Annotated in this window: 18 protein-coding genes; 10 read left to right on the forward strand and 8 right to left on the reverse strand. The window is 53.7% G+C overall.

Annotation, left to right across the window (positions count from 1 at the left end):
* Positions 1–40: 40 nt before the first annotated feature.
* Complete coding sequence (locus FAY22_RS17320) at positions 41–946, reverse strand: restriction endonuclease (protein ID WP_146331492.1); 906 nt, start codon at positions 944–946, stop codon at positions 41–43.
* A 327-nt stretch (positions 947–1,273) separates the two neighbouring features.
* Here FAY22_RS17320 and FAY22_RS17325 point away from each other — a divergent pair, with 327 nt between their 5' ends.
* From FAY22_RS17325 to FAY22_RS17350, 6 genes are all read left to right on the forward strand, one after another.
* Positions 1,274–2,242 (forward strand): hypothetical protein, encoded by a 969-nt coding sequence (locus tag FAY22_RS17325; RefSeq protein WP_146331495.1) that lies wholly within the window; start codon positions 1,274–1,276, stop codon positions 2,240–2,242.
* A gap of 135 nt (positions 2,243–2,377) precedes the next feature.
* Positions 2,378–2,941 carry a hypothetical protein gene (locus FAY22_RS17330; protein ID WP_210411845.1) on the forward strand — a complete coding sequence of 188 codons (564 nt, stop codon included), beginning with the start codon at positions 2,378–2,380 and terminating at the stop codon, positions 2,939–2,941.
* Positions 2,942–3,640: 699 nt separating this feature from the next.
* Positions 3,641–3,967: a hypothetical protein gene (locus tag FAY22_RS17335; protein WP_146331501.1), complete on the forward strand. Its 327-nt coding sequence runs from the start codon at positions 3,641–3,643 to the stop codon at positions 3,965–3,967.
* Entirely contained in the window at positions 3,961–5,328 is a 1,368-nt protein-coding gene (locus FAY22_RS17340; protein WP_146331504.1) for a DNA cytosine methyltransferase, read from the forward strand. Before FAY22_RS17335 ends, FAY22_RS17340 begins: the two co-directional genes overlap by 7 nt.
* The gene (locus FAY22_RS17345; protein WP_146331506.1) at positions 5,325–6,407 is read left to right on the forward strand and encodes a DNA cytosine methyltransferase; all 1,083 of its coding nucleotides are present in this window, start codon (positions 5,325–5,327) and stop codon (positions 6,405–6,407) included. The genes FAY22_RS17340 and FAY22_RS17345 overlap by 4 nt, the downstream gene beginning before the upstream one ends.
* Complete coding sequence (locus FAY22_RS17350; protein WP_146331508.1) at positions 6,382–9,687, forward strand: type ISP restriction/modification enzyme; 3,306 nt, start codon at positions 6,382–6,384, stop codon at positions 9,685–9,687. The genes FAY22_RS17345 and FAY22_RS17350 overlap by 26 nt, the downstream gene beginning before the upstream one ends.
* On the opposite strand, the gene FAY22_RS17355 is transcribed toward FAY22_RS17350, so the two are convergent.
* Positions 9,684–10,091 (reverse strand): very short patch repair endonuclease, encoded by a 408-nt coding sequence (locus FAY22_RS17355; RefSeq protein WP_146331509.1) that lies wholly within the window; start codon positions 10,089–10,091, stop codon positions 9,684–9,686. The genes FAY22_RS17350 and FAY22_RS17355 overlap by 4 nt on opposite strands.
* Positions 10,092–10,349: 258 nt before the next feature.
* Here FAY22_RS17355 and FAY22_RS17360 point away from each other — a divergent pair, with 258 nt between their 5' ends.
* Both FAY22_RS17360 and FAY22_RS17365 read left to right on the forward strand, forming a co-directional pair.
* Positions 10,350–12,125, forward strand: coding sequence for an ATP-dependent endonuclease (locus tag FAY22_RS17360; RefSeq protein WP_146331512.1), 1,776 nt, complete (start codon positions 10,350–10,352; stop codon positions 12,123–12,125).
* A gap of 6 nt (positions 12,126–12,131) precedes the next feature.
* Entirely contained in the window at positions 12,132–13,916 is a 1,785-nt protein-coding gene (locus FAY22_RS17365) for an ATP-dependent helicase (RefSeq protein ID WP_146331515.1), read from the forward strand.
* 337 nt (positions 13,917–14,253) lie between these two features.
* Here the strand turns inward: FAY22_RS17365 and FAY22_RS17370 are convergent, their stop codons facing one another.
* The 5 genes from FAY22_RS17370 to FAY22_RS22185 all read right to left on the reverse strand — a co-directional run bounded on the left by FAY22_RS17370 (position 14,254) and on the right by FAY22_RS22185 (position 18,305).
* A complete protein-coding gene (locus FAY22_RS17370) occupies positions 14,254–14,913 on the reverse strand; it encodes a hypothetical protein (protein WP_146331518.1) in 660 nt (219 codons plus the stop codon).
* Complete coding sequence (locus FAY22_RS17375) at positions 14,882–15,595, reverse strand: hypothetical protein (protein WP_146331521.1); 714 nt, start codon at positions 15,593–15,595, stop codon at positions 14,882–14,884. The genes FAY22_RS17370 and FAY22_RS17375 overlap by 32 nt, the downstream gene beginning before the upstream one ends.
* A 96-nt stretch (positions 15,596–15,691) precedes the next feature.
* A complete protein-coding gene (locus tag FAY22_RS22030; RefSeq protein ID WP_168204867.1) occupies positions 15,692–15,895 on the reverse strand; it encodes a hypothetical protein in 204 nt (67 codons plus the stop codon).
* A 143-nt stretch (positions 15,896–16,038) separates the two neighbouring features.
* On the reverse strand, positions 16,039–17,208 hold the full coding sequence (locus FAY22_RS17380; RefSeq protein WP_146331524.1) for a hypothetical protein: 1,170 nt from the start codon (positions 17,206–17,208) through the stop codon (positions 16,039–16,041).
* 353 nt (positions 17,209–17,561) lie between these two features.
* Positions 17,562–18,305: an AlpA family transcriptional regulator gene (locus FAY22_RS22185; protein WP_210411846.1), complete on the reverse strand. Its 744-nt coding sequence runs from the start codon at positions 18,303–18,305 to the stop codon at positions 17,562–17,564.
* Between the two features lie 176 nt (positions 18,306–18,481).
* Here FAY22_RS22185 and FAY22_RS17390 point away from each other — a divergent pair, with 176 nt between their 5' ends.
* Positions 18,482–19,420, forward strand: coding sequence for a hypothetical protein (locus tag FAY22_RS17390; RefSeq protein ID WP_146331527.1), 939 nt, complete (start codon positions 18,482–18,484; stop codon positions 19,418–19,420).
* Between the two features lie 187 nt (positions 19,421–19,607).
* Here FAY22_RS17390 and FAY22_RS17395 read toward each other — a convergent pair whose 3' ends face one another.
* Positions 19,608–20,009 carry a hypothetical protein gene (locus tag FAY22_RS17395; RefSeq protein ID WP_146331530.1) on the reverse strand — a complete coding sequence of 134 codons (402 nt, stop codon included), beginning with the start codon at positions 20,007–20,009 and terminating at the stop codon, positions 19,608–19,610.
* A 245-nt stretch (positions 20,010–20,254) separates the two neighbouring features.
* Between FAY22_RS17395 and FAY22_RS17400 the strand changes: the two genes are divergently transcribed.
* Entirely contained in the window at positions 20,255–21,040 is a 786-nt protein-coding gene (locus FAY22_RS17400) for a metallophosphoesterase (protein ID WP_146331533.1), read from the forward strand.
* Positions 21,041–21,065: the final 25 nt, after the last annotated feature.

The raw sequence follows: 21,065 nt of genomic DNA on the forward strand, positions 1-21,065 counted from the left end.
TTGCGTCTTGTACGTGTCACGGTTTAGTGAAGAAATGCAGTTACGTTTGCGGCGTCAGGAAGTAGATCGGCGTCAGTGGCAAGCGCCGCCGCGCCATGTCGTCTAGTTTGCCGTAATGCGTAATCCATAAATCCACCAGCTTATCAACCGCGATCAATGTGACTTTTCGGCTTTCCTGCGCACGAGCGAAATCTTCAGCGTCTTTCGTAAAGCCGCCGGTCGAAACAAAGAGTCCAACGTCGTCATTGCCAATCAATGACGCAAAAGACCGCAAACCTTCCACTGTCACCTTTTGGCTAATTCGCTTCACTTGCACTTTAATGCGCGGCGGCCGCGTACCCAGCGGATCGTTATAAGCGAGAATATCCACGCCCCCGTCCTTGCCCGGCGGTGAAATCCAAGCGACGTGATACCCCATCGCTGTCAGCAAATCGGCCACTAGATCTTGAAACTCATACGGATTCATGGCCTGAAGATACTGTTCGATTTCCGTCCATGCTTGTTCTTCGGCTTGCTCGAACGTGATACTGGACTCCTTTTCGCTCTCTTCTTGTCCAAGCGTCGATTCTTCCGAAGTCGGCGCTGCACTGGGACCCGGCTGGCTGGCTTTCCAAGCGTTGTACAACTTCACGGCTTCTTTGTAGAAGGCCTCGGGATCAGCGTACATGCCATACGCGGTCAAGCCGGTCGGCGTTAACGTCCATCTCCCCTTGTGTTTTAGCATCCACCCGGCTTTCACACAATCGACGGTGGCGAAACGAACGATCTTTTCAAAGCGCCGCTCGCCGGTCGATTCGTAGCTGCCGCTTTCATACAAACTGAGCGTCACGCGGCTCTCCAATGCCTTCAGTGCGTCACGTGCCTGCAAACCTTCCGGCGTCTCTTTAAGCACGTCGAACAGCTCCCGTAACAGCTCTCCGGTGCGACGACGAGTAATCTCCGCCATATGTTTCCCCGACCTAGTTGGTTGAATTGCAGATTGTAAAGGTAAGAGCGTACAACGACGGCCGCTCCGTCCCTACTTGTCGGAATAAGTGCGAGATTTTCGGTCGTCCGCACATAAGCCGGGCTTTCCAGTAAGGCATCGCAATCGACCGGACACAATGTAACTTCTATGCGTACACAAGCCTCCTTAACGTCTGCGAGATTTGCAGTGTCAAGAGTATCTGCTATACATTTCACTCTTTCCATGTAGCCAAACGCCCGTGTTCTCGCATTACAGCTATGTCGTCTAAAACGGCTACAGTTGACAGCTTAAGGGAATCAGATTTACATGAGCCAAACAAGAGCAGATGCACTTAGGCAGGAACTAGAAGATCTCATTGCGAACAAGAGTTCGACAGTTCTGCCTTTGCTGCGAGGACAAATTAATTGGATCGCCAAAACTCGCTCCAATCACTCATTTCTGCCAGAGACTTGGGTCCTTCGCGCGCAAGAAGGAACTATCGAGAAATTCGACACAATACTGGCTGAGTCACATCTACAAGGTGCGGTTGAGCTTATCGCTCTGTCAAGAAACATTTTTGAAAACCTAATCTGGCTGAAATTGTTCAACAAGGATCGCCATTACGGGCTCGTGTTTTATCAGCAGCTACTGGAGCAACAGCTCGACAGTCAGAAACAGGCGATCGAAAAAGCGAATGAGGAGATCGCCCTTTTCAATGCCCTGAAAGACGAAGAATCGCCCGACTTCGACGCTATCAAGCATCTCATCTCGAAAAACGAACCATCAGAAGAGGATGGACGCGCTATCCGTGACTACATAAAGGCTCACGAAGCCGCAGTAGACGCAAAGGTTCGCGCAACTTTTTCCCTTTATGGCGAACAAGCGAAAACAAATGGCTTTGCTTTTCAAGCCCACCTTATCGAAACTAAGGCAATACCCCATCACCGCGAGCGGATTGAGACGTTACAGCGCCACCTTCACGAGCTTAAGGCATCAATGCCGACTGATTTGCCGGCGGCTATGCAACGAGAACTTGATGAGCCCGTACGTTGGAACTGGGCAGATCGGGCGACAAGTGTTGGAATGCAGTCTCACTACAAATTTCTGTACAAATACACCAGCAGGCTTCTGCACTCGACGCCAATGAACCTGATAACTCCTAAAGAGTTAGATGATGCAGAAACGTGCACCTTACTCGACTATCTGTGTGTGGCGGTCAATGAAGCTTATGCTGAAATTGAGAGGTTCACATATCCAAACAAGAGGAACGTTATTTTCGTAAACGTTGGCGAGTAGATAACATTTACGAGAGTACGAGACCGACGGTGCTCTCGATTTTTAAAACGACGTTCCTTAAAGAGTCTTTAAGTGCTACAAAACAGAGTCAATCCGTGGGGCCAGCTGGTTGTAGTACCCGATCGTGGATCGCTGATGGGCAATCGCGGCATCCTGCACGATGCGAGCAACCGTATCGTGAAAGGCTGGGCACATAAATCGTGGGTCACTTGTCTGCTTTTGTATAAGGGCACTAAGCGGCCCAAACCGTTCTCGGCAGGGAATTATTCAGAACTGTTCTTTCTGGACGAGGCGACCGCCTTTGCGGCTGGGCACCGTCCCTGCTCTTACTGCCAGCGGCAGCGCAGCAATGCCTTCAAAGCCGCTTGGCTCAGTGCAAATGTCCCGCCACATGAACATGCAAAGTTTACTTTGCCGCAGTTGGACGCATGCTTACATCCGGAGCGCACACGGCGCGGCGGCGGCAAAGTTACGTATGAAGCCGCGTTGGCAACGCTGCCAACCGGCTCAATGTTTCAGCACGATATAAATGCCTATCTCGTGTTTGCCGGTCGCTACATGCCCTGGTCGTTTGCCGGGTACGGACTGGCGGTTTCCTTCCCGACCTCGGCAGTGGTGACAGTGCTCACGCCACAATCGGTTGTGGCCGCTTTCTCGTCCGGTTTCGTTCCATACGTGCATGAAAGCGCGATTAGGTGATGCCGCCGCGCTTAACGGCGAACTCCAGCGCATCCGGAACGATACGGTCAATTTGATTCACATTTGAGTCTCATTTCAGCTCGCAACAACATTTTCCACCCGGATTTAACTGCTGGATCTGCAGTTTTGGCTAGCAGCGTCCAGGACCTACCGGGGCCGACCTGATTGCTGCCTAGGTCGAAATTGCACGTCCCTTCCCCATCGAAACAGTGACAGTCGGCCAGCTAGGGGCCTTTGTGCCTGTTTCCAGCACGCGCTCATCAAGACACCGACGAATCCGTACGAGCAGCCGCTGTTTTTAGCCAACCAATTTTCGGATTTAGGCATTAGATCCGGCTGTAGATGCCGCCCCCCGCAGGCGATGCGTTTCCCTATGCTTCTTTAGCGACGTGCCTAAAATGGCATTCCAATAGCAATTTACCTGTTCATATATACAGTATAATGGCATTTATGTTATCGAAATCCGTCGACTCGTTGCGGTGGTGCTCTCGTTCGGAATTTCCTGTGGCTTGCGCCAAAGAACGATGACGGTAGGGCCGAATTCGCCAATATTGCGAGACGCCGAGTCGAATGGACCGAGCCTTGGTGAGAATGACACAACGCCATTCGAAAAATCCCACGATCGCGCTTCGCATGTTGACGGATAATGTTATCCTTTGCGACATTTATTAATGTCTGATTCACCGCGAGAGTTTACCGATGGGTGACGAAATTAAGGAAGCCGCCTTAAAGGAGCTTGCCGAAGCCAGCTCAATCAACGGCGTGTTGGTTTACGGGCAACACGGTGGATTTGGGCTTCGCGTCAAATGCGGATCAACCGACAAAATGTTGATAACCGCGAAAGGAACTGCGCGTCTGTTTGGCTCGCTGGACAGCGCAATGGAGTTTCTGCGAAGAATGGAAATTTTCCGGTTTGAAGTGGATGCGTCAACATACAAGCGCGCGCTCCTACGTAGCCCCAGACCAGATCGCGCAGAGGCGCTCAAACAAACAAGAACTAGACCCACACAGAGCCAGCTATGGTGAAATTATCTGATACCGAACTTGCGCGTGAACCCGAAGGCGAAGTTGCTGACACCGCCCCTTCCATCACGCGTCGCAAGGTTCCAGCCAAACGCACAACGACAAAAAGATCACAATCTCGCTCCGACTACGTGCAAATTTTCCGCAAAGCTGAGACTGCCTTGGGGAGTTGGAAGCCTTTATCAAAGGCCACTCCACAAGCACGCTATCAAGTAATCGATTTCTTCTCCGGCTGCGGCGGTGTTTCATTAGGCTTCGCGGCATTGGGCAAAGTTACTAAGTCCATTGAAGTCGTAGGAGGCTGCGATATAGATCCTGTGGCTGCAAACACGTTCGAGGCGAACTTTGGAGTTCCGTGTGTCGTGGCCGATATTGCAGAAGTATCGCAAAGCAAAACTCGGATAAAAGGATTACTTGAGCAATATCCGCGATACGACCCAAGCAGGGAAACGATCCTTATCGGTTGCGCGCCCTGCCAGGGTTTTTCGTCACACCGAAAAAAATCGTGGGACAAGCCCGACCCGCGCAACTCCCTTCCGGCACGCTTCGCCCTAATCGCGAAGGAAATCAATCCGGTATGCGTCGTGATGGAAAATGTGCCGGAAATGTTGTCGACGAAGTATTGGGATGAATTTAGTGCAGCCAAGCGGATTCTCGAAGAAGCAGGCTACATCGTTAAGCAATCAATTTACAACGCTGCGACGTTTGGTGTGGCCCAGGAGAGATTTCGCGCAGTGGTCATCGCGATGAAGCGGGACTTTGTGCTACCGCTTCCGCCATTAACGGATCACTCACAGTTTCGCACTGTGCGCGATGCCATTGGCCATCTTCCCGCCGTGGCAGCCGGAGAACGCACATACGCGGATTCGTTGCATTACTCAGCGAGCCACAAACCATCGACGATGACGACCATCCGTGCGGTGCCGCCAAACGGAGGAAGCCGTCCGATCGGAGTCGGGCCTGCTTGCCTCGACCGCATCAAGGGATTTTCCGACGTGTACGGAAGGCTATATTGGGAACGCCCTTCGATCACAATAACGCACTATGCACGTAATCCGGCCAGCGGACGCTTTGTGCATCCGGAACAGCATCGCGGACTAACTATCCGCGAGTGCGCGCAATTGCAGAGTTTCCCTCCTGGTTTCACGTTTACCGGGCAATCCGATGGAATTTATCGTCAAATCGGCGAGGCCGTTCCTCCGCTTCTCTCACTAGGTGTGGCCGCTCATGTGTTGAACGAGCTTAGCTTGGATCCACCGACGGCGGACGAGATTCAACAGAGCCCTGCAAGCATTGAGACGCCGGTCAGCAGCTCATACTCCAGTGTCATTGCAGGTATCAAGTCGAGCAGGTCTAAAAAATGAAGTACACCTGCATTGATAGTTTCGCAGGCGCAGGTGGACTGTCGTTAGGTCTAACGAACGCAGGCTTTGATGTGCTGTTGAGTTTTGATTTCGACGCACACTGCATAGCGACGCAGAATCTAAACAAGAAACGCTTACGCCATCCCGCAAGACAGGCAGACGTAAATGATTTGTTGGGTGGTGCACTACTGCGAGAGTTAAATCTCGAGCAAGGGGAACTGTTCCTTCTGGCTGGCGGCCCACCCTGCCAAGGGTTTTCGGTACAGCGCATCGGAAATGATCGCGACGCGCGGAACACCTTGGTCTCTTCCTACTTCAAACTGGTGGATGAAGTACGCCCTGCCTATTTCTTGATGGAGAACGTACCGGGCATCACCGGCAAACGCGGACGCTTAATCCTGGACAAGGAAATCGAAAGGGTCACAAAACTCGGTTATGCAGTGCACTGCAAGACGCTTGATGCTCAAGACTTCGGCGTGCCCCAGCGTAGGCGTCGAGTTTTCTTTGTCGGTGAGCGGCTGGACGGTTACCTTCCCACATTTGAATTTCCGGCCCCTATGCGCGGCAAAAAGATAACCGTCCGAGAAGTGATTGGCCACCTACCGCCGCCGCCGCTTGATGGTTCGGAACATCCTACTATCGTCCATCATCGCTCCGACAAGCTGAGTGAGTTAAACAAGAAGCGATTAGCTGCACTCCCTCCAGGCAAGGGTAGGGATCATTTACCGCCTGAGCTCCTTGCGGACTGCCACAAAATTAGCTCTTCGATAATCGGCCATCGCAATGTGTACGGAAAAATGGCTTGGGATGAAGTAGCTCCGACTATCACGGCCCGATTCGATAGCTTCACGCGTGGTCTCTTCGGGCATCCCGAACAGCTCCGCACCATTTCGTTGCGCGAAGGGGCCCTGCTGCAAACGTTTCCGCAGGATTTTGTGTTCAGCGGGTCGAAAGTGGACATTGCGCGACAAATCGGCAATGCCGTTCCCGTTAAGCTGGCCGAAGTACTCGGGCGGCAAATAATCTCGTGCCACTCAATAAAAGCAAAACAATATGACCTTTCAGACGCTGTCTCGTAAGTACCTCAAAGAATTAGAGCAAACCTTCCAAGCGAGTGTTACAGGAGGAGCGACGCCGGAGCTGTCGTACCGCCCCGCGTTGGATGCGTTTTTGCGAGACTTAAAGGAAGAGATCTACAAAGATGGCATCGAAATCATATTCGAGCCCCGGAAGCAGCAAATGGCCGGCAGACCAGATTGGCGGTTTTATCACAAAACCAATCTCGGGGTGTACGGATTCATCGAGGCGAAAGCTCTAAATCCTGAGAACGCTTTGAATCCGTCGAAAGACGAAGAACAGATTCAACGCTATCTTGCACTTCAACAAAATCTAATACTTACGGATGGTATCGATTTTATTTTCTATCTGACAGCAGAGAACTGGAAACCGATCACAGTCTCATTGCTGCCGAAGCCGCTTCCGTCCACCGGTTGGGACAAGCTGGATCCGAATCCATTGTTGGAAGCTCGATTCAAGCAATTTTTTTCGTCTCCGCATCAACGTGAATGCTCTGAGGAGCACTTAGTTGGCGAAGTTGCCGTTCGAGCCGTACGATTGGCCGAACAAATCGAGGAATTGGTTCCTTTGGACCCTGCCGCTGCGCTCAGCGAGAGCGAACAGAAAGTCATCAAGAAACTTCAGTCTCTTAAGAATTTTCTACAACAAAATCATGATCCGTCACTTGCAGCGAGTAAGCCCTTTTCTGACTTTGTCGCTCAGGTGCTTTGTTTCGGTTTGTTGTATTCACATCGCTCAAGCTCACAGGGCGAAGTTACGCCGACAGAACGCTATATGCGCATTCACGAATATTGGATCGATGGCTTAGCAGGAAAAGTGGTCCCGCTTCGACCTTTTCAGGAATTAATTCTCCAATTGAAGGACGAACTAGAGCCTAAAGACCACTACGAATCGGCTTTAAGCACGTGGTACGACGATTGCCGGCGTTTACTCTCATACGTTCGACTTACGACAAACCAGACGCAAACACCGGACTTCCACTTACTATTTGAGCGATTCCTCGAGAAATACGACCCGCAAACGCGATTCGACTTCGGCGCATACTATACGCCTCCCGCGCTCGCGAAGTTCACAGTGTCGGCGGTAGACCACGCCGCTCGCAAGGTTTTCGGAGAGTCGGTATTTACCTCCGGCAATAAGCTGATTGATCCATGTTGCGGCACGGGCACTTTCATCGAGCAGATGCTTGAATGTTTACCGGACGGTTCGTCGCCTCAAATTATTGGCTTCGAGATCCTGCCCGCTCCGTACGCGTTGGCTCATTACCGCTTGAGTCTAAAACTGGCAGCGAAAGCGGCTATCAAAAATCAAATCCACGTCTTACTTACTAACACGCTGAGCGACCGCTTGAATCTGCCGGTTGACGCCGAAGCGGAATCTCCTAATCGCTTTCAAGAGGAGCAGATCGACGCTCGAAAGTTTGCAAAACCGCCGATTATCGCGGTAATCGGAAATCCGCCTTCCTCCGATTCCACAAAAGCGGAACATCAATTGGCTAAGGTCTACTCCGACATTGCGGAGCTGATCGAGGATTTTCGTCCCCCTCAGGAACACAGAGGAACACGACAGAACATTCAAAAACAGCTTCGGAATGATTTCGTACGCTTTCTTCGCTGGTCTGCCGATAGGGCAACGAGGAGCGAACGCGGCATCATTGCGCTGATTGTGCCCGAGTCTTTTCTGGAACACGGCTCCTATCGTTTTGCCCGTAAATGGCTGGCAGAGAACTTCCGCTTTATATGGACGCTGGATCTCGACGCCGATCTGCGCTCAGGCAGCGCAGGGGCCGGCCTTTTTAACACTTTACAAGGTCGTGCTCTACTCATCGCGGCCTTTGACGAATCGGATTCGTCCTGGTCTCCGACTACGATGAGATATGGATCTATCCGGAATTTGGCGTTGCAGGAAAAGAAGGACTACTTGACGCAGTCAATGACGCCGGAACGATTCGACCGCGTGTTCGACAAAGTCGTCGAATTGGATGCCTTATATAGGTTTCGGCCTAGCGAGTTTTACGACCCAGAGCTTTGGCAAAGCTGCTGGCCAATTTACTCGGCAAGTTCGAAGTCACAGCTCGCGAAAGGGGAGCATTCAATTTTCGTAAGGCATTCGTCGTCGTTAAAACTCGGAGCAACCTCTCTCTTGGTGCACGCTAATCACGCCCTTCTGACTCGACGCAGCAAGGCCATCTCCAAGGACGGAGTGCCCTTCGCCGAAGTGCAACGTGATTGGTTCTCAGGCCAAAGTAAGCCGCCGACCGAACAAAAGCTCAATGCATTGAAACCTTCCCTACGCAAGGCGGCAGACCGTAACAGTGCGACTCCTTATTTGCATCGGCCGTTCGTCAATCTTTATGCGGTCCTTGACGAAGAAGTGTTATCCGCGTTGTCGTCGATGCCGGGAGGAGGGGCGCGAGCTCGTCCGGAGGTCCGGAGCGCAGTCTCAATTCAAAGCAATCTTGCGTTCACCATAGCTCCATCGAGGAAAGACATTGCGGAGGATTTGCATCGCTTTGTCTCTTTTTGCTGGGGTGTCCCCGACAATGATCTTTGCCGCCGTGGGAACGCGCAATTTGTGAGCAGGCTCTTTCCAAATTACAAGCCGGCGAAAGGAGATTGGGATAAGACGCCCATCCCGAACTTTGATGCTTCTTTGATCGGCAGCATTCCTAAAATCCACGGCATGGCGCCGGACGAGGCGCTCGTTTATTACAGTTACGCAATGCTCTGCTCCGACGCCTATTTGGAGGCGTTTTCGGGAGCCCTGTTTACGACGGCTTCGTCGCAAACCATTCCCCGTTTGCCTATTGCGGCAAACGGCGACTGGTTTCGGGAGATCGCTGAAAGCGGCAAACGTTTGGCCGATTTGGAAAACCCGAAATCTTCTATTGGATTATCAAGCGTCAGACGAGAGCTGTTGGAACGCTATGAAGAAAAGGACGAAAAAAAGCTGCATGGGGTCAGTCAAGTGGTTCAGGACGACGGAAGAGTCACGCTAAACTTGGTCGATGCAAACGGCGCGGCGTTGTTCTCGACAGATCCGGTGGACGCAGCAGTCGCCAACATTCGCATATCCGGCTATGCCGTGATCGAGGAATGGGTAAAATGGTTTTCCTATCGTTATGCTCGAGTGCCGCTTCGGAAAGCTACAATTGAAGAATTTTTGGCACTGTTATCGCGGCTTGAGCAGCAGTTAGATGAGATCTCCAAATTAAATCTGGTGATTGACCAGGTTCTGAGCCAACCTAAGGCATGGATTAAGTGCCCTTCACCTACCGTCTAATCCGTCAAGAATTTTATTAGACACTCATCCAGACGCTGCGGGTCGCGGAGTTCACACTCCCAAAGGACTAGTACGCTCCAACCCGCGGCCTCTAGTGCAATACGGTGTTGCTCGTCTCTTTCCCGATTGCGCTCTAATTTTTGACGCCAAAATGAAGTGTTTGATGCGGGCAGTCGCGATTTCGGACACCCGGCGTGCAGATGCCAAAAGCATCCATGGACGAAAATAATCTTCTTTAACCGAGGAAAGACCATGTCCGGTTTTCCCGGCAAATCGGCACGATGGAGCCTATAGCGGAAACCCATCTTATGTACGGCGCGCCGTACGAGCCACTCCGGCGTCGTGTCTTTCGCTCGGACTCTCGCCATTACCGCGCTTCGCTGCTGGCGCGAAATTCTATCCATTTCAATTAATTCAGGACAACGTCTTGCAAGGGAATGAAGTCACGAAGGCGCGTGGCAATTTGTCATCACACCTTAAGACCATATCAAAGCCAGGATTCATCTGTATGCCTAATGGAAATGCAGTGTGGCAATTTCCGTGCATTCACATGCGCTACACTGACTTAGACAACAAACAGGCTTCGACACCTTTTGAAGGCTGCGCACATCCTTGAACCAGCATGCGCCCGTTCTTTAATAAAAAACAACAAAGAAAGACCTATGTATATTTCACGCGTTCAGATAAAGAATTTTCGGAATTTTGCTTCGCTTGACGTGCCGCTTTCTCAAAATATCGTCATGCTTGGGGCAAACCGCGCTGGAAAAAGCAATTTTATCTATGCCCTGAGGCTGGTCTTGGACATAGTGTTGCCGGATTCTGCCCGCCAGCTCAAGCTGTCCGACATTTGGGATGGTGCCGATCTTGCTACATCGCCAGGAGTCGAAATTCACCTTGACTTTGTGGAATTCGACGCCGATCCGGCGCGAACGACGCTCCTTACTGACTACCGGCTAGCTTCCGACTACAGAACAGCCAGGTTGAGCTATGTATTTCGTAAGAAAAGCGAGGTCTCTGGACCGCCCCAATCAGAGGCTGACTATGATTTTAAGCTCTTCGGCGGCGGCGATGAGACGCGATCGTTTCGCACCGACCTTCGCCGTCGCATCTGCTTAGATCTGCTGCATGCGCTCAGAGATGCGGAAAACGATTTAGCATCATGGAGAGTTTCGCCGCTGAGGCCATTACTCGAAAATGCCGTTGCGCAAGTGCCGAGAGCTGACTTGGATGCGCTTACCGCAGATATTGCCAACGCAACGGATAGGTTAAGCAACCTACCGGCTATCTCCGCATTGGAAACGTCTCTGCGCAACGATATTGCTGAACTTGCAGGCCCCATTCACGACGTGCGCCCGAAGCTTGGCTTTGCGGCAATGGAATCGATGCGGCTTTTTCGTTCGATTGGTTTTTTTATAGACGATGGAAAGCGCGGCATTGCGGACGCCAGCCTTGGTGCCGCAAACGTGACGTTGCTGGCACTCAAACTGGCAGAGTTCGGTTGGCGCCAGCAAAAGAATGAGAGGAACTACACAGTACTCTGTGTAGAAGAGCCGGAAGCGCACTTGCATCCGCAGCTGCAACGCAAAGTGTTTCAAAAGATCTTCACGGAGAAGACAAGCGAATCCCATGCGTTGCTGCTAACTACGCATTCTCCGAACATTGCGGGCATCGCTCCGCTGAACTCTATCGTGCTCCTAAAACCAACACCGGATCGCGGCACGGAAGCGTTTTCGCTGGCGGGCCTTGCTTTGACGGCCGAAGAGTTTGAAGACCTGCAGCGGTATTTGAATGCGACTCGCGCCGAAATCCTCTTCTCAAACGGAATCCTTTTTGTAGAAGGCGATGCCGAAGAAGCTTTAATGCCTGGGTTTGCTGCAAGCTGTGGCCATAATCTGGACGAGCTAGGCATTACCGTCTGCAATGTCGCGGGGGTGAATTTCAGGCCATATGTCAAGTTAGCGGCGGCCCTCGCGATTCCATATGCGGTTATCACCGATTGGGACCCAATTGATCCCAATGCTCCACTCGGTCGTAAGCGCATATTGGATTTGTTCGATGCAACTCAGGAGATCCGAAACAATCCAGTGCTCGATGCGACCACCAAAGGTGCACTTGTCGCCAATGATGAATTGCTTCGCACAGAAATGGGCAAAGCCGGACTGTTTGTCAATACGTCTACGCTTGAAGTAGAGATCGCTCAGACGCCGGCTTTGGTGAACAGTCTGCTGGCAGTTTTGGAGGAAGAGGGTTTCGGTGCAAAGAGAAAGCGCCGTCTAGCGGCATGGAAAGCCGATCCCAAAACTGTCGATAGCGAACAGCTACTATCCATGATTGCCGATGTTGGGAAGGGACGGCTTGCCGGCCGATTGGCTCGCAAGACTGCAGGGCTCCCTCCACCGCCATACATTCGTGCAGCAATCGATTTCCTGATTGCTTGATTACCGATGCTTGATCGAGAGCTAGTTTATGCCGCGATTGCGGATATGCGGGAGAACCGGGAGCAACACGATGCTATCCACGAAATGCAGCATTGTGTTGTGCTTGCGGGCCCTGGAAGCGGCAAGACGAAAACGTTAACAGCCGCAATTGCGCGGGCGCTATTGGATGATGTTTTCGAGCCTAGAGGAGTCGCCTGCATCACCTACAACAATGAATGCGCCTTGGAGCTTGAGGGCCGCCTGGCGAAACTGGGAATCGAACCAAGCAGCCGCATCTTTATCGGTACGGTTCACGGATTTGCCCTATCGCAGGTAATCAGCCCCTATGCGCGCTGCGTCTTGCCGGAACTGCCTCCAATCTTCCGTGTTGCCACCGAAGCGGAACGCCGCGGCATTGTGGAAGATGCATACAAAACCATCTTCGGGAGTGCTGGCGACCCGCATCAAATGTGGCGTTTCGCTGTTGAGAAGCGTTTGCGTCAGGTAAATAGAGACGCCCCGTCATGGCGCGGGCGCAATCCCGAACTGGCCCGCTTCGTCGAAGAGTACGAGCGGCAACTGCACGCACAGGGATTGATTGACTTTGATGACATGCCATTGCTTGCCTATCGAATGATCGCCAAACACCGCTGGATCGCGGAGGCGCTCGAAGCTCGCTTTCCCGTCCTGTTTGTCGACGAATATCAGGACCTTGGCCATGCTCTACACGAATTAGTTCTAAAGCTTTGTTTTGACGGTCGGATGCGGCTATTTGCAGTCGGCGATGTTGACCAATCCATCTATGCATTTACGGGTGCCAATCCACAGTTGCTGGCTGGCCTCGCTGAAAGACCTGATGTAAAAACTTACCGACTACGGTTCAATTATCGCTCCGGCACGACGATCATCAACGCCTCCATGGCAGCTCTTGGTGAGGATCGCGGCTATGTTGCACCGAACGGTACGAGCACAGGAGTAGTGGAGTTTCGCGCGCACTCAGGAGACACACAGGATCAGGCCCGAGACATTGCAGAAAATCTGGTTCCCCAGCTAATCGAGCGAGGCTTTGCGCCTGAAGAAATTGCGATCCTCTACCGAGAAGCGTCCCTAGGATCCGATATGGCCCTGGCATTAGCATGGATGAACTTGCCTTTCGTCCGCGCCGACAATCAGGCTTTGGTGAAAAGAAGCTCGCGGCTTGCGCGCTTCGTCGAGGCTTGCGCGCGGTGGGTAACAGGTGGGTGGAAGGAAGCCAATCCGCTATTTCGCCGGCTGGCCGACGAGGCCGTGAACCTTGTTAAGGGGCCATATGCTACGAATGATGAACGGCACGCGGTCCATTTGCAATTAATTGAATTTTTACAGAAAAGCATTGGTGTCGATGAGACGGCACATCTCTGGTTGATCCGGCTCCGCGATACGCTCATCACGCCATGGGCTCAAAGCGCGGCCGATCTTACCGAAGACTGGAAAACGATCGACTTGATGATTGAACGGACCGCTTCATCCTCACCCAATGAAAATATGCCACTTGCACATTTAGGAGGACGCATTGAAGGCGGTGGACGCATCAACTTGAGTACGCTGCATAGCGCCAAAGGACGAGAGTTTGATGCAGTGATTCTGTTTGCGATGAACAGCGACGTAATTCCAAGTTGGAGGGATAGGACACCAGAGGCAGTCAAAGAAGCCCGGAGACTTTTTTACGTCGGTGTGACCCGCCCGCGCAAAGAGTTGCACGTCTGCTTTCGAGCGAAACAAAATTCGCCATGGGTCAAAGAACTTTTTGACCGGCTGCATCCCTCGTCTTGACTGTGTGCAGTCCATTCACGATCATTTAGCATTCCGATTGTCTAAGGTTTACTTCGCGCCGTAAGGTCGCCCTATTCCACCAACATTAACTTTGGGGCCAATGCGCTGGCATGCGATGCGAGAACGGAAGAATCAGATTCACCAGGCGAGCCTACTAAAAGAGACAGCTAAGTCGCTTAACGATCACAGTCGATGCATTCAGGTTATGCCTGCTATGTAGCCAGCGCCCAATCACTCGCATCAGCGTCGCGTTCCGTTCTCCCCCGTACACTACATTGCCGCTGTCTCCTTTGAGCTTACGAAGCTGAAAGTTGTGTTTGTGCAGCGTTTGATCCGCTCACGAAAGCAGCCACCCAACAGTCCTCTCTTCGTGCGCAGCGGGCACCCAGCGGCCGACGGCCCGCATTACAGACCCGTGAAATCCTACGATTTGCGCAATCTCTGGCAAAACCCGCTGACCACCGTCCGAAAACGGCCTTGTCAACGTCAGCAACCTGGAACCGGAGGGGTCACCCTCCACGACGACGAGCGTCTTCTCGGGATTCTTCCGTCGAAAGTGCGCGTTCCGGTGCAGATGCACCAGTGACGCGGGTGGCCAAGCGGAGTCGGTCGGCGCAGGATGAATTTGATTGACGCAGAAATATCCAATGACGAAGCACGTGCCCGGCGCGATGCCTGGCCCTTGGAATCCGGCATAAAAGACCAAGTAGTCGTCTGGCTTCAACCGGAGCAGTTGCGAACGCTTCGGTTCGCTCGGCTCGCCATACGTGTATGTCTCAAACTCGGGATCATAATGCGTGTAACGGTGCGAGCGTACGTAGCTGGTGAGCGACACACCGCATCTGGCTGGCAGATCCGCATAGGTGACGCCGCGCCCTTCCGCGATTTCGGAAAACTCGGGTATCGGCACGTATTCAAACGTCCCGTCTTCAAAACGTGGAGATAAGCTGCCACCGCAGCCGCGGTCAATACCGACACGTAGGAACAGAATGCTCATGGCTGCCGCCCCTATTGCTGGTCTGACTCGAACACGTGGAGCGCGCTGCTTTGCATCCTTCCGGCTCTTGCCACAGGCATGGCTTGCCATGGACGCCCGGCTCATACCGCTGATCGTGCAGAAAGCGCCGAATGTTTTCGAGATCGGATTCGGAACAATAGAATGTCCGGCCTTTGGATAGCGTGATGCCGATACTGTCCCACCCGCCGCGCGGAACCGGACAATTTCTGCCGAAGTAGTAAAAAATGTCCGCGATGAGCACGTTCACCCCGCCTGTGTCATGACGAATAGTACTTAATGAATCATCATGCGAATCGTTTGGCAATTGCCGATAGCCGCCTGCCCCATCCGAGTCGTAGATGTTGTCTCCGCACCGAAGAATCGAATCGTTGGCGCCCTTCAGCGGCTTCTTATGCTGGTACCGTGCATCGTGAAAATAGTCTTCTAGCCTCAACACTTCCCCGACACGCATCAGATACAGCAGCCCTGACACTGGAATGCTGACGCCGGCGCGACGACTGGTATGCACCAAATCCTGCGATGCAAATCCGGCCACCCAATCGCCACGCAACTTGGTGCGTCGGATGGCCGGTTTGCACGTCGCCAAGGTTAATTGGCTGCCAAACGGGTTAGGCGCAAAACCGGTGTCGTGGGTCATCTTGTAAGCAATCAGGCGGCTCATTTTTTTGGTCTGTCGTGAAAAGCTTTCGGTTTCGCATTTGGCTCACTGAGCGATTGTTTTGTCGGCGTAACAGCTACGCGGAGCACAAAGCGTAGCTCATATCTCGGCGGCATTTCTCAGTGGCAAATATACTTGCGGCCAATTCGACGGCAGCACTGCCGCTTCAAGCTTGGCCGGCAAGCCGCTTTTTACGCGATTGGAGCCGCTTTTCGCTCCGCGGCAGCTCAATGGCCGCATCAGCGAAAAGAATGGCTCCAGCACGATTGTAAAACTCATGTCAGACTTGCCACATTGATCCATGTGTTATCTGCATTGACTTGTCTTAAGTAAAATTTCGAGCTGCGAATTGCCAGTTGATCAAGATCGCGCCGCCGACGCGGCTTCGTCCGTCACGGCCAACCAGCCGCGACGGTACATTGCCAGGCGACGCGTGGCTTGTCGGGCTACCCTCTCAAGAGTTTCCACAACAGTCGGCTACGTAAAGCCGACTGCATGTCGAGCAGCATACGTTCTGGGCGCCACCAGTCCGCCTTGTAGCGGTCAAGTTGCTGCTCGAAGCGACTGACATGCTCGCAACCGCGGCCTTCGAGGTATAAGCGAGCGCCAGCCACACCGCGCCACCGTACCGCATCCAAGTACGCCGCAAACTCCCAGTCCTTGCGCAACGCCGGCACATCCCGAATTTGCCACACGTCCCATCGGTCAAACGGAGCCGTCCATTCATCCAATACGTCCAGCGTCGGCAGGTCTTTGAATACGCGCCGTGCTTCAAAGCGGGTACGTTGCAACACCACTTCTGCGTCATCTCTAGACTTGGTGCGGTTACGCTCGAGCGGCGGCAATGATGTGGTCTCTCCCACCGCTTGCTTGAACGCGTCACTTGCTTGCTGGTCGTAGACGACACCATGCAAATCGGATGCAATCGAGCCAAGGTACATGGTCTCCACGCGGCCAACGGAATCGGTGGCCATGAAGTACTTCGATTGCACGGTGCAACGTCGTAACCGCACGATGAGCTGATTTATATCTTCCGGAATATCCACACACACGTCGCAACGGTACAGGCGCAACTGCCTCATCATTTCGGAGCGACGCCCCGGAAATAACATACGCAACAACCTGCCAAACCACTTGACGCGCTTCTCATCCATCAAGCTCGGGTTGAACGTTATATTCATGAATTGACGGGAATGAAGCTCCCGCGTTGGATTGACCCGGACCTCGATACTAAAGTTGTCTTTGTACGTCTTCACATAAACGTTCTTGAAGCCGCGTCCTTTGGCAGACCCCTTGTAGAGCTTGCCTTCCCGCTTCAGTCGGTCGAGAACGCTCGTAACAACGTTGCGTTCATCAAGGCTCACATCCTCCAGCAGAACGGCCAGCGTCAGTTTGTCGATTTTGATTGCACGCGGGACGCCCGCCGCCGGCACGGCGAGATCGTCCGTATCGGCATGCTGCTTCGGGATGGCGATCTTGCGACGGGTCGTGTCTTGATCTGCGCTGGTATTCGTTGGCGAGAAAGACTTGGGTATTCCTCTCTTCGGCATTGGCATTGCTCGCATCTCTTCCATCTGCGTACTCTTCTTATTTACCGATTTCATCTGAACTGGCATGTCCGCGTTCTCCTAAATTTGTGAAATATGCTGCGTCATCTGCATACACGTGACTGTGGTTTTTCAATGTAGACGGCACACAAACACTGATTCCGGTCGTCCCTTTGGCCGCCATGTCTACCGTGCTTAGCTATTTACAGTATTGGCTTGACGACGGAGCGCCTGCGAAACGAAGAAACGGCCGCGCTGCTGTACATAACCAGCCTTTTCTTCGTCTTTTCCGTGATGCATGCGCTGGCACGTTGTAAGTCGGACCGTGCTTGGCACATCTACCGAGCTTGATTCGCTCCTCCGCGACCGTCCCGCCCGTTTCCAGGGGATGCCGAGCGACGTACAACGGCCTAGCGCGCTCGCTATGCTGTGTCTGGTTTCCATCGGCCGTCTCGATACGCGAGGACTTGAGACGCCTTCCAAAAGCTGCTGCGTCCGCGCTTGATCCGTTGCGGGAAGTGTCCGCTCTTCATCTTGCGATATATCGTCGGACGCGACTCATTGACGCAAAACATCACTTCGTCAATTTTTAGGTCGCTATCCATACCGCGTTCCGCTGCCTTGACCACTGCAATCAGTTTTTCGGCAAGCTCCTCGCTACGAGCGGTACGCTGGCGACGCGCACATGGCTGACCGGCTGGTTGCATATCAGCTGGATTTGATACGACAGGCGAGGATTGGCGCCGGCGCGTAGGTTGTTGCGCCATGGGCTTTGCATGGCTGGCACCGCGCGAGACGTGTGGGTGATCGAGCAGCTCACCTCGAAATACAAGTAGTTCTCCTGTACGAATATCCCGGCATGACAGTCGTTGAAGGGACTTACCGGATGACTGCCCTGGTATGGTTCCGGCGACTGGCGCGAGCACAGTCATTCGCGCTGCACTTTGGCGCGTGGCACGGCACTCGCGATAGATCATGCCTCGCCCTCGCAAGACAATGTCAGGGGCACTGGGTTGGATGAAACGAAGCGACTTGTCGGCCGCTTCGCCAATGAATTGCAAAGCGTCGTGCGGCGCGCGTTTGCCGCCGATTTTCACCTGGCGGCCGTTGAATGCTGCTGCGCCTGCTATGTCGTCAGACTGCTTCCTTTTCGTGAGACGTTTCATTTCATGGTGACCTTTCTCCGGTTGTCGAACACGTGCTTAGCCCGTTTTGGAACTCAAGCCGACACAGTCTACGAACGATTCAGGTGGCTTTTTTTTGGGGGAGGACGGGGGATGTTTTGCCTGGCGAGTCAGTAAGTCGGCTGTTACCATGGCGTTTTTCACATCGAAAGAACGGAATGGAGTTCGATACCGTGTGGTCTGCTGTCACAGCAGTCCGTGAGCTGTTCGCGCTAGGGCCAACGCTGACTGATGACCCCGAGCGAGCACGGCAGGACGGAATCATTCGAGAGTTGTTTTGCCGAAGGCTGGAGGATGTACCGGTGCCAGCTGTAGGAACAGACAGTATCGTGCACCGTGTCGTCACAAAGCTGCGCAACAGTGCGTACACGCACGAGACTACTTGGCACGCGCTGGTGTGGCTGCGCTGGGCGGTGCAAAGCGAATTCGCGCATGGAATCAAGCCGTCGTTGTGGAATCACTTCAACCAATGGCGCGACGATCACCCAACGCCCGGCATGTGGGTACTTCGCTACGCGAGCGGATCAGGCAGTCGGGGACGGCCCGTAGCAAGCGTATTTGCTGATGACAAACGTGAACGCCGCTTCGACAATGAAGGTGGGTTCCCGTTGGATGAATTTCTTCACGCACGCGACTTGTGCATGAAGAATGGCTCAAAAGTTACGCGAGTAGAGAGCAAAGAATGGAAATTGAAAAGGGCGCAAAGAATCCCTACAGATGATGATAAGGCCAAAGCGAAAGAAGGGATCCGGACATATCGCAGTACGGAAGCCATGCAGATTCGCTGCGGCAGCCATCTGCTGAAAGAGGTGACCAAGTGCGTCAAAATCGCAGTCAAATCTGAACCTAAGCATGACTTTTTGACCGGAAAACGCTTTGACGGCAGATACAAGTGCGCTTTTAGGCGCGATGATCTCGTGGAATGGCTGCAGGCACACTTTCCGACCCTTGCAACGTATAGCGCGTCGACGCTGCGCTCTGCCGTCTCGATGGTCGTATATTGTCCAAGAGCCAATAGCAAAAAAGGCTGGAGGGCATTGACCGCAGCTGATCTAAAACCGCGCGGTCAGCGTGAGACAACCAGGAAGCGAAGGTGAGAAGTCGCTCGCTACCGATGCAGTTGTCGCATGGCAGCTCACAAAACTAGCGGCATTGGTGACGGTATTTACAAAAGCGGCGAACATTTGTTCTATGTCGCTCAAACACTTATCTACTGAATTTGATAGACGCCGCCCCACCAGAATGTCAAAAGCCCGGCCAACCATCACGGTTGCGCCGGGTTTTTTATTGGCGCGCCGCAAAACCGCGCACTCGTGCCGCCACGGCCGGTGCCAACAGCGTGAACGCCAGCCCCACCCCCATATAGCCGCCATTGAACAAGTCGTAGTCGGACAGGATGCGCTCGCGCGAATATCCCGGCGCCAGGCCCAGACCTCCCTCGAAGGTGACGATCAGCACCAGCCAGGCCAAGCCGACCTGCAGTTGTTCAACCCATGTTTGCGCGCCGATCCAGCGAATGGTCGCACTCGCAATAAGAAAAACAATCAGGCAGCCAACGGGAACACCGATTTGGCGGGCAGGAAAATCGCCGACGACCGGTGCCAGATAGACTTGCCTGAGGAAGCCATGCACGGTCTCGGCGGCCACGATCAGAAGCCAGCCGACGAATGTCCTGGACCAGCTCATGAGGGAAGGCGGCACGGCGCCGAGCCCCGCGCGCTCACGCCGCCGCCAGCCTGCGAACGGTTGATTTCAATGAACACGCGACGCTCCGGCCCAGTCCGTTAATGAGGCGTACAGTATAGTAATACTGAATCTGCGTAACAAATCATCCGCAAAACGCCTGCCCCCGAGGTCGACTTCCGGTCGGGCGCTTCTTATCATGAAACCGAGGACGCACCAGCCCCGGCATTAACCAGCAAACACTGCGCATGAACATCCAAATCGCCTCCGACCTGCATCTGGACCTCCTGGAAAAGCAGTTTCCCGGCTACCGTGCCGTCGAACCCGCCGACGCCGACGTGCTGGTGCTCGCCGGCGACATCCATCGCTCAACCGAGGCGATCGCGGCTTTCGCGGACTGGCCGGTGCCGGTGATCTATGTGCACGGCAACCACGAGGCTTACCATGAACAGTATGCCGAGCTGGAAGACAAGCTGCGCAGCGCCTGCGCCGGCACCAATGTCCGCTACCTGGAGCGCGGCGAGCACATCGTCGGCGGCGTGCGTTTTCTGGGCTGCTGCCTGTGGACAGATTATCTGCTGGACCCGGAGCACCAGCGCGAGGCGATGCAGGAAGCCGAGCAGATGTTGCGCGACCATCAGGTTATCCACACCGAGCGCGGCCCCTTCACGGCGCAGGATGCCTTGCGGCTGCACCGCCAGTCGCGCGCCTGGCTGGAGCAAAAACTGGCAGAGCGCTTCGCCGGCCGCACCGTCGTCGTCACGCACCACGGCCCGCATCCGCAATCCATCCATCCGCGTTATGCCGGCGTGCGCCTGAACGCTGCCTTCATCAGCGACTTGACGCCGCTGGTCGAGCAGGCCGACTTGTGGATCCACGGCCACGTGCACGACAGTTTCGATTACGACGTCGCCGGCACGCGGGTGATCGCCAATCCGCGCGGCTACGCGCTCAATCGCCGCGCAGTGCAAACGCCGGAACAGCTGATCTGGGAGAACGAGAAGTTCGGGCCGCGCCTGACGGTGAGCATCTGAGACGGCATCCTTGATCCAGATCGGA

Source organism: Noviherbaspirillum sp. UKPF54 (assembly GCF_007874125.1).
Lineage (GTDB): Bacteria > Pseudomonadota > Gammaproteobacteria > Burkholderiales > Burkholderiaceae_D > Noviherbaspirillum.